Origin of the sequence: Rossellomorea sp. DA94, assembly GCF_029834455.1 — a bacterium.
Taxonomy (GTDB): domain Bacteria; phylum Bacillota; class Bacilli; order Bacillales; family Bacillaceae_B; genus Rossellomorea; species Rossellomorea vietnamensis.
Window position 1 is genome coordinate 3,747,070 of sequence record NZ_CP122397.1, and the last position, 7,931, is coordinate 3,755,000.

1 protein-coding gene, 21 tRNA genes, 2 rRNA genes and 1 pseudogene (1 of these 25 running past the window's edge) are annotated in these 7,931 nt (G+C 47.1%); all 25 read right to left on the bottom strand.

Going from position 1 to position 7,931, the window contains the following annotated elements; genetic code table 11:
* Positions 1-36: 36 nt before the first annotated feature.
* Positions 37-1,170, bottom strand: a complete 1,134-nt coding sequence (locus P8596_RS19485) for a glucose-1-phosphate adenylyltransferase (RefSeq protein ID WP_455431279.1) — start codon at positions 1,168-1,170, stop codon at positions 37-39.
* Positions 1,073-3,069 (bottom strand): annotated as a pseudogene (gene glgB / locus P8596_RS19490) (1,4-alpha-glucan branching enzyme). The gene P8596_RS19485 and the pseudogene glgB overlap by 98 nt, the downstream one beginning before the upstream one ends.
* A 597-nt stretch (positions 3,070-3,666) precedes the next feature.
* A tRNA-Glu gene (locus tag P8596_RS19495) sits at positions 3,667-3,738 on the bottom strand.
* Positions 3,739-3,742: 4 nt separating this feature from the next.
* Positions 3,743-3,833: transfer RNA gene (locus tag P8596_RS19500), tRNA-Ser, on the bottom strand.
* Between the two features lie 5 nt (positions 3,834-3,838).
* A tRNA-Asn gene (locus P8596_RS19505) sits at positions 3,839-3,913 on the bottom strand.
* A 9-nt stretch (positions 3,914-3,922) separates the two neighbouring features.
* A tRNA-Ile gene (locus P8596_RS19510) sits at positions 3,923-3,999 on the bottom strand.
* Positions 4,000-4,010: 11 nt separating this feature from the next.
* Positions 4,011-4,084, bottom strand: a tRNA-Gly gene (locus P8596_RS19515).
* A gap of 16 nt (positions 4,085-4,100) precedes the next feature.
* A tRNA-His gene (locus P8596_RS19520) sits at positions 4,101-4,176 on the bottom strand.
* 22 nt (positions 4,177-4,198) lie between these two features.
* Positions 4,199-4,274 (bottom strand) — tRNA-Phe (locus P8596_RS19525).
* Between the two features lie 45 nt (positions 4,275-4,319).
* A tRNA-Asp gene (locus tag P8596_RS19530) sits at positions 4,320-4,396 on the bottom strand.
* Between the two features lie 118 nt (positions 4,397-4,514).
* Positions 4,515-4,588 (bottom strand) — tRNA-Met (locus P8596_RS19535).
* Positions 4,589-4,755: 167 nt separating this feature from the next.
* A tRNA-Ser gene (locus P8596_RS19540) sits at positions 4,756-4,848 on the bottom strand.
* 17 nt (positions 4,849-4,865) lie between these two features.
* Positions 4,866-4,942 (bottom strand) — tRNA-Ile (locus P8596_RS19545).
* A gap of 4 nt (positions 4,943-4,946) precedes the next feature.
* A tRNA-Met gene (locus P8596_RS19550) sits at positions 4,947-5,023 on the bottom strand.
* Between the two features lie 102 nt (positions 5,024-5,125).
* Positions 5,126-5,201 (bottom strand) — tRNA-Ala (locus tag P8596_RS19555).
* Between the two features lie 8 nt (positions 5,202-5,209).
* A tRNA-Pro gene (locus tag P8596_RS19560) sits at positions 5,210-5,286 on the bottom strand.
* Positions 5,287-5,291: 5 nt separating this feature from the next.
* Positions 5,292-5,368 (bottom strand) — tRNA-Arg (locus P8596_RS19565).
* A gap of 84 nt (positions 5,369-5,452) precedes the next feature.
* Positions 5,453-5,541 (bottom strand) — tRNA-Leu (locus tag P8596_RS19570).
* Positions 5,542-5,548: 7 nt separating this feature from the next.
* Positions 5,549-5,623, bottom strand: a tRNA-Gly gene (locus tag P8596_RS19575).
* An 8-nt stretch (positions 5,624-5,631) separates the two neighbouring features.
* Positions 5,632-5,716 (bottom strand) — tRNA-Leu (locus tag P8596_RS19580).
* Positions 5,717-5,781: 65 nt separating this feature from the next.
* A tRNA-Lys gene (locus P8596_RS19585) sits at positions 5,782-5,857 on the bottom strand.
* An 18-nt stretch (positions 5,858-5,875) separates the two neighbouring features.
* Positions 5,876-5,951: transfer RNA gene (locus tag P8596_RS19590), tRNA-Thr, on the bottom strand.
* 87 nt (positions 5,952-6,038) lie between these two features.
* Positions 6,039-6,114, bottom strand: a tRNA-Val gene (locus P8596_RS19595).
* Between the two features lie 10 nt (positions 6,115-6,124).
* Positions 6,125-6,241: ribosomal RNA gene (rrf, locus tag P8596_RS19600) — 5S ribosomal RNA — on the bottom strand.
* Positions 6,242-6,410: 169 nt separating this feature from the next.
* Positions 6,411-7,931: ribosomal RNA gene (locus P8596_RS19605) — 23S ribosomal RNA — on the bottom strand (it continues 1,415 nt past the right edge of the window).

Genomic DNA, 7,931 nt, shown 5'->3' on the forward strand with positions numbered 1-7,931 from the left:
TCTCCTCCTCTAATGTTGTTAAGATGGTCTTGAACCTTATACTCTTTCCTGCTCCAGCAGTGCTTCAATGAATGATTCCGTCACGAGGATCACTTCATCGGATCCCTCTTCCGGCATGATGCATAAGCCCTTTGGAACTCTTACATTCGACGGCACGATCGCCTGCTCGATATAGACGTTTTCTTCAACGACAGCGTCCGGCATGATGACTGAACGACTGACATGCGCTCCTTTTTTCACCGTTGTTCCCTGGAAGAGGACAGACTTTTGAATCGTTCCTTCAATCGTACATCCTTCATTTACAAGAGATCCCTCTACAAGGGCTTCTTCTGAAATATATTGAGGAGGCTCATTCGGATTAACCGAATACACTCTCCAATCATGATCGAACAGATTCAGTTCATTCTGTTCATCTATTAGATCCATATTCGCTTCCCAAAGGCTCTTGACCGTACCGACATCCTTCCAATAGCCTTCAAATGGATAAGCCATCAGTTTCTTCTTTTCATCAAGGAGGAGAGGAATGACATCCTTCCCAAAGTCATGGCTTGAGTCCGGATTCCGTTCATCCATCTCCAAATAATCCTTTAGCACGGAATAATTGAAGATGTAAATGCCCATCGAGGCAAGATTGCTTTTCGGGAAAGGCGGTTTTTCTTCAAACTCCGTGACACGCATATCCTCATTCGTGTTCATCAGTCCGAAACGACTCGCTTCATCCCAGCCCACTTCAATGACTGAAATCGAGACATCCGCTTTTTTCTCGATATGATAATCAAGCATTTTACTATAATCCATTTTGTAAATGTGATCACCCGACAGAATCAATACGTACTCGGGATCATATTGCTCAAGGTAATTCATATTTTGATAGATGGCGCTTGCCGTCCCCGTATACCAGCGCATCTCGGATGATTCAGCATATGGAGGCAGGACTGTCACCCCACCGTTTTTGCGGTCAAGGTCCCACGCACTCCCGATTCCGATATACGAATTCAATACCAAGGGCTGGTACTGGGTAAGAACACCGACTGTGTCGATGCCTGAGTTCGTACAATTGCTCAGGGTAAAATCAATGATACGGTACTTTCCTCCAAATGGTACGGCCGGTTTCGCCAGACTCTTCGTCAATGAACTCAACCTGCTCCCTTTTCCACCTGCTAATAACATGGCCACACATCTACCTTTTGCCATTACTCTTCTCCCCTTTCACTCGATTGGTCTTAAATAAACGGCTGCGTATGGTGGAATCGTCATTTCCACATACCCATCCCTTCCATGATACGGTTGATTGTGCACGGTAAGCGGGTTGGGGTTCACTTGATGGGAACCTCCAAACCTTCCATCATCACTATTCCAGATCTCTTCATACGAAGAAACCTTATCTACCCCCACCTTATACTGGTGATACACATGAGGACTGAAATTGCAGATCACCACAAGATGATCTCCCTTCTCTATCCCATAACGGATGAAAGAGAAAATCTGCTGCTCTGCATTATTTACGTCAACCCACTGGAACCCGTCTGAACGATGATCCATCTGAAATAATGGTTCAGCACCTTTATATAAATGCATAAGCTCTTTAAAATATGAATTGAATTTGTGATGAAATTCGTAATCCAGTAAATGCCAATCCAATTCCTCAAGGTCCTTCCATTCTGAAAACGGGGCCAGTTCACTTCCCATGAACAGAAGCTTTTTACCTGGATGAGCCATCATGAAGCTCAGAAGCAACCGATATTGAGCAAATTTCTGCCAGTAATCCCCGGGCATTTTATTTAATAACGACTTCTTCCCATGCACCACTTCATCATGGGAGAAGGGAAGAACATAATTCTCTGAAAAGGCATATAACAGTGAAAACGTGATGAGAGAATGCACATGCCTTCGTTCAGATGGATCGGTTTCCATATATTTAAGGACGTCATTCATCCATCCCATATTCCACTTATAATTAAATCCCAGTCCTCCATAATGAACGGGAGACGTCACCTGTGGCCAGTCCGTAGAATCCTCTGCAATCATCAAAATCGAAGAATCAAACTCAAAAACGGCCTTGTTCAAGTTTTTCAAAAACTGTATGGCGCCTTCATTCGGGTTAAGCTCACCCTGATTCGCCCAATAGATGATGTTCGCCACCGCATCGATCCTGAAGCCATCGATATGATACTGATCCATCCAGAAGCGGGCGTTTGAAATCAGGAAACTCCTCACTTCCCCTTTACCTAAATCAAAGTTCGCCGTTCCCCACGTATAATTCTCCCGGTCCCTTTCCTCACTGTACTCATAGGCGAACGAACCATCGAACTTATATAACCCATGCGCATCCTTACAAAAATGACCTGGGACCCAATCCAGGATCACGCCAATATTATGTAAATGACATTCATTCACAAATGCCATCAAATCATGTGGTGAGCCGTAGCGACTGGTAGGGGAATAATAACCCGTACCCTGATAACCCCAAGACCGGTCAAATGGATGCTCCGTGACAGGCAGCAGCTCAATATGGGTGAATCCCTGCTCCTTCACATGGGGAATCAATTGCTGCGCTAATTCCCTATAAGATAGAAACGTTCCTGCTTCCTTCTTCCACGTACCTAAATGGACTTCATAAATCGCCATTGGCTTGTCGTAGATGGTAGTGGATGAACGGTTCTCGAGCCACTTCTCATCTTCCCATCGAAAGCCATCCAGCTCATACACGACGCTTGCCGTATGAGGGCGCTTCTCAGAGGCAAACCCGTACGGATCCGCCTTCAGCTTCTTTGCACCCAGGGGAGTCGTAATCTCATACTTATACGTTTCTCCCGTCAGGTCTTGATCGACTCGAATCGTCCACAAACCTTCACTATTCCGCTTTTTTAGATCATATCCATTCCCATTCCATTGATTAAAGGACCCCACCAATGAAACATGCCTTGCTTTCGGTGCCCAAACGCAAAATTCTGTATAGGTCCCAGTGGAATCCCTTCTCACATGTGCACCCATAAACTGATAGGCCTGCTGCAAATTTCCCTCATGAAACAAAAACACATCGTAATCTGTTATGGTCATTGCGTTCATCATCTCACCTACATTTTTTCAATCTACATAACTACTTTCTCACAACATCACCAAAATCCTCTTTATAATCGTCGTTCAATTACGACAATTTACTACATGCATATATGAAAAAGCGGTTTATTTGGAAAGTTATTCTAAATGGTAAGGTTTACATTGTAAAAACATAGGGGAAATACGTTGAATCCTTAGCGGAATTTGTCGAAAGTTTTTTCATGAAAAAAGCTAAAATATGTAGGGAATATAGAAGGATTCCGGTATTTTGTATAAGATTTTGGTTGGTTGGAAGATGAAGCAGCTGTGTCGAATAAAGGGAGGAAAGTGGTGTTTGATGACCTTGTTTTTCGATGATCACTGACCTTCTCTTCCGCACTGGAAAATTTGATTTGTATGAAGTGAAGTTGATAATAAAACGGGGGAAGTGGATCATATACCGGGAAAGTCGATAATATATCGGGGAAAGTCGATAATATATCCAATGACGCAGAAACCAGGAACATATTTTTTCATATAAAGCATGCTTATATCAGCTTCATTTCAAGCCAAAGTACTACTTTGTACAACAAAAAAAGACTATCAAGAATGATAGTCTCTTCATAATGACCCATACGGGATTCGAACCCGTGTTACCGCCGTGAAAGGGCGGTGTCTTAACCGCTTGACCAATGGGCCTAAATGGCGGAGAAGGAGGGATTTGAACCCTCGCGCCAGTTGCCCGACCTACACCCTTAGCAGGGGCGCCTCTTCAGCCACTTGAGTACTTCTCCAAATATGGCTCCGCAGGCAAGATTCGAACTTGCGACCGATCGGTTAACAGCCGATAGCTCTACCACTGAGCTACTGCGGAATAATGAAATGGTGGGCCTAAGTGGACTCGAACCACCGACCTCACGCTTATCAGGCGTGCGCTCTAACCAGCTGAGCTATAGGCCCAAAAAATAAATTGGAGCGGGTGAAGGGAATCGAACCCTCATCATCAGCTTGGAAGGCTGAGGTTTTACCACTAAACTACACCCGCAATAAAAAATAAAATATGGGGCGACTGATGGGAATCGAACCCACGAATGCCTGAACCACAATCAGGTGCGTTAACCACTTCGCCACAATCGCCATAATGTGTCTAAATAAAAAATGGTGGCTCAGGACGGAATCGAACCGCCGACACATGGATTTTCAGTCCATTGCTCTACCAACTGAGCTACTGAGCCTTACTTAGTTTTGAAAAAAATAATACCATTATCTTTTAATGAAAATGGCGGTCCGGACGGGACTCGAACCCGCGACCTCCTGCGTGACAGGCAGGCATTCTAACCAACTGAACTACCGGACCAAAGCTTTTTGCGTTAGCAAAATAGGTTTCATTACCTTCGCGCTAGCGAAAATAACTATCCATACGTGACTCATCGCGAATTATCAAGTTCCTAATTCATAAACAAATCAAAATGGTATTGCGGGGACAGGATTTGAACCTGCGACCTTCGGGTTATGAGCCCGACGAGCTACCGAACTGCTCCACCCCGCGACGATAAAATATATTTAAGTGTCCACTATCCCATTGTGTATCGCGTAGAACCACCCCGACTTCAGTAAGCTTATTCAAGTTGCTGCTCAGTCGGTGCGCTGATGTAGACGCTCCGAAGATTATTCGGTCGTGCTCCACCCCGCGACGATAAAATATAAAAGATAATATGGAGGAGGAAGGGGGATTCGAACCCCCGCGGGCTGTTACACCCCTGTCGGTTTTCAAGACCGATCCCTTCAGCCGGACTTGGGTATTCCTCCGTAATAAAAATGGTACTTGGTGGACCTTGTAGGACTCGAACCTACGACCGGACGGTTATGAGCCGTCTGCTCTAACCAACTGAGCTAAAGGTCCCTAATGGTAGCGGCGGAGGGGATCGAACCCCCGACCTCACGGGTATGAACCGTACGCTCTAGCCAGCTGAGCTACACCGCCAAGAAACATATAACATAGTATTCAGTTTCACTTTCGCAAAACATATAGGATTTTTTGCTGTGCAAACATCAATGAAGATTATTTTGCTGGTGCAAAAAATCTTGGTGGAGCCTAGCGGGATCGAACCGCTGACCTCCTGCGTGCAAAGCAGGCGCTCTCCCAGCTGAGCTAAGGCCCCAAAGAAGGTGGTCGGGAAGACAGGATTCGAACCTGCGACCCCTTGGTCCCAAACCAAGTGCTCTACCAAGCTGAGCTACTTCCCGATATATGGCGCGCCCGAGAGGAGTCGAACCCCTAACCTTTTGATCCGTAGTCAAACGCTCTATCCAATTGAGCTACGGGCGCTAAATGAATTCTATAATAGTAACGTAAGGATAGATATTTTGCTTACGCAAATCAATGATGATTATTTTGCTTCGCAAAAAATCCTGGTGCCGAGGACCGGAATCGAACCGGTACGGTAGTCACCTACCGCAGGATTTTAAGTCCTGTGCGTCTGCCAGTTCCGCCACCCCGGCAAGTCTCTGGAGCGGAAGACGGGATTCGAACCCGCGACCCCCACCTTGGCAAGGTGGTGTTCTACCACTGAACTACTTCCGCAAAAGAAATGGTGCGGGTGAAGGGACTTGAACCCCCACGCCTTGCGGCGCCAGATCCTAAGTCTGGTGCGTCTGCCAATTCCGCCACACCCGCATTTATTTATGTTTTTCACATTGGAGAAAAACAATGGTAAGATATTTTGCCGAAGCAAAAATCAATGGTGAGCCATGAAGGATTCGAACCTTCGACCCTCTGATTAAAAGTCAGATGCTCTACCAACTGAGCTAATGGCTCGTCTCATAAAAAACCAAATGGTGCCGGCAAGAGGACTTGAACCCCCAACCTACTGATTACAAGTCAGTTGCTCTACCAGTTGAGCTACACCGGCGTGTAAGATCCTTTTATAAATACTGCTTAATGAAAGTAGTTCACCGGAGCAGTTTAAGGAAAGATATTTTGCTGGCGCAAAAATCTTTGGTGGAGGATGACGGGATCGAACCGCCGACCCTCTGCTTGTAAGGCAGATGCTCTCCCAGCTGAGCTAATCCTCCATGGTATATAGCCTGGCGACGTCCTACTCTCACAGGGGGAGATCCCCCAACTACCATCGGCGCTGAAGAGCTTAACTTCCGTGTTCGGCATGGGAACGGGTGTGACCTCTTCGCCATTGTCACCAGACTATGTCTTGTCTCTTTTTTAGGACAAGTATTATTATATCGTGTAGATATAATTTTTCAAGGCTTTTTTATATTTTCGTATAAAATTATTCCCTGAAAACTAGATAAAGAATTGATGTCAAGAAAGCCGAATATCGACCAATTGTTGTTCATTAAAATAATGACTCTTTGTGGTTAAGTCCTCGATCGATTAGTATCAGTCAACTCCACATGTCGCCATGCTTCCATCTCTGACCTATCTACCTAGTCATCTTCTAGGGATCTTACTCACTTACGTGATGGGAAATCTCATCTCGAGGGGGGCTTCATGCTTAGATGCTTTCAGCACTTATCCCTTCCGCACATAGCTACCCAGCGATGCCTTTGGCAAGACAACTGGTACACCAGCGGTGCGTCCATCCCGGTCCTCTCGTACTAAGGACAGCTCCTCTCAAATTTCCTGCGCCCACGACGGATAGGGACCGAACTGTCTCACGACGTTCTGAACCCAGCTCGCGTACCGCTTTAATGGGCGAACAGCCCAACCCTTGGGACCGACTACAGCCCCAGGATGCGATGAGCCGACATCGAGGTGCCAAACCTCCCCGTCGATGTGGACTCTTGGGGGAGATAAGCCTGTTATCCCCGGGGTAGCTTTTATCCGTTGAGCGATGGCCCTTCCATGCGGAACCACCGGATCACTAAGCCCGACTTTCGTCCCTGCTCGACTTGTAGGTCTCGCAGTCAAGCTCCCTTGTGCCTTTACACTCTGCGAATGATTTCCAACCATTCTGAGGGAACCTTTGGGCGCCTCCGTTACTCTTTAGGAGGCGACCGCCCCAGTCAAACTGCCCACCTGACACTGTCTCCCACCCCGATAAGGGGCGCGGGTTAGAATTTCAATACAGCCAGGGTAGTATCCCACCGATGCCTCCACCGAAGCTGGCGCTCCGGTTTCCAAGGCTCCTACCTATCCTGTACAAGCTGTACCAAAATTCAATATCAGGCTACAGTAAAGCTCCACGGGGTCTTTCCGTCCTGTCGCGGGTAACCTGCATCTTCACAGGTACTATAATTTCACCGAGTCTCTCGTTGAGACAGTGCCCAGATCGTTACGCCTTTCGTGCGGGTCGGAACTTACCCGACAAGGAATTTCGCTACCTTAGGACCGTTATAGTTACGGCCGCCGTTTACTGGGGCTTCGATTCGCACCTTCGCTTGCGCTAAGCACTCCTCTTAACCTTCCAGCACCGGGCAGGCGTCAGCCCCTATACTTCGCCTTACGGCTTCGCAGAGACCTGTGTTTTTGCTAAACAGTCGCCTGGGCCTATTCACTGCGGCTCTCTCGGGCTTGCACCCTACCAGAGCACCCCTTCTCCCGAAGTTACGGGGTCATTTTGCCGAGTTCCTTAACGAGAGTTCTCTCGCTCACCTTAGGATTCTCTCCTCGCCTACCTGTGTCGGTTTGCGGTACGGGCACCTTTTTCCTCGCTAGAGGCTTTTCTTGGCAGTGTGGAATCAGGAACTTCGCTACTATAATTCGCTCGCTATCACAGCTCAGCCTTCGCGATGACGGGATTTGCCTCATCATCAGCCTAACTGCTTAGACGCACATATCCAGCAGTGCGCTTACCCTATCCTCCTGCGTCCCCCCATTGCTCAAACGGAAAAGAGGTGGTACAGGAATATCAACCTGTTGTCCATCGTCTACG

Bases quoted from the DNA above. Each gene is read 5' to 3' on its own strand.
- P8596_RS19485 (WP_455431279.1), bottom strand. From the start codon at position 1,170: ATGTTATTAGCAGGTGGAAAAGGGAGCAGGTTGAGTTCATTGACGAAG.